At 49.1% G+C, this 289-nt stretch carries 1 protein-coding gene; it reads right to left on the minus strand.

The genetic code is table 11. The features are described 5' to 3' along the window. Nucleotides 1-289 (minus strand): cbb3-type cytochrome c oxidase subunit I (locus AB4585_RS27190; protein ID WP_372171854.1); only part of this gene is annotated, 289 nt, incomplete at both ends.

The following is a 289-nucleotide window of genomic DNA, read 5'->3' on the forward strand; positions in this document are numbered from 1 at the left end:
GCGTAATCAGGGATCCTGCGTGGCATACCCGCCAATCCCAAGAAGTGCATAGGGAAGAACAACACGTTCACCGAGACAATCGATGTCCAGAAATGGAGTAAGCTCAATTTCTGGTTGTACATATTGCCCGTCCATTTGGGTAGCCAGTAGTAGGCTGCAACCATAATGGAGAATACCGCTCCAGACACTAATACATAGTGGAAGTGTGCCACCACGAAATAGGTGTCATGGTATTGGAAGTCAGCTGGGACTATCGCCAGCATCAGTCCAGAGAAACCGCCGATGGTAA

It is taken from the genome of Vibrio sp. 10N.222.49.C9 (assembly GCF_041474985.1).
Taxonomy (GTDB): Bacteria; Pseudomonadota; Gammaproteobacteria; order Enterobacterales; family Vibrionaceae; genus Vibrio; species Vibrio crassostreae_C.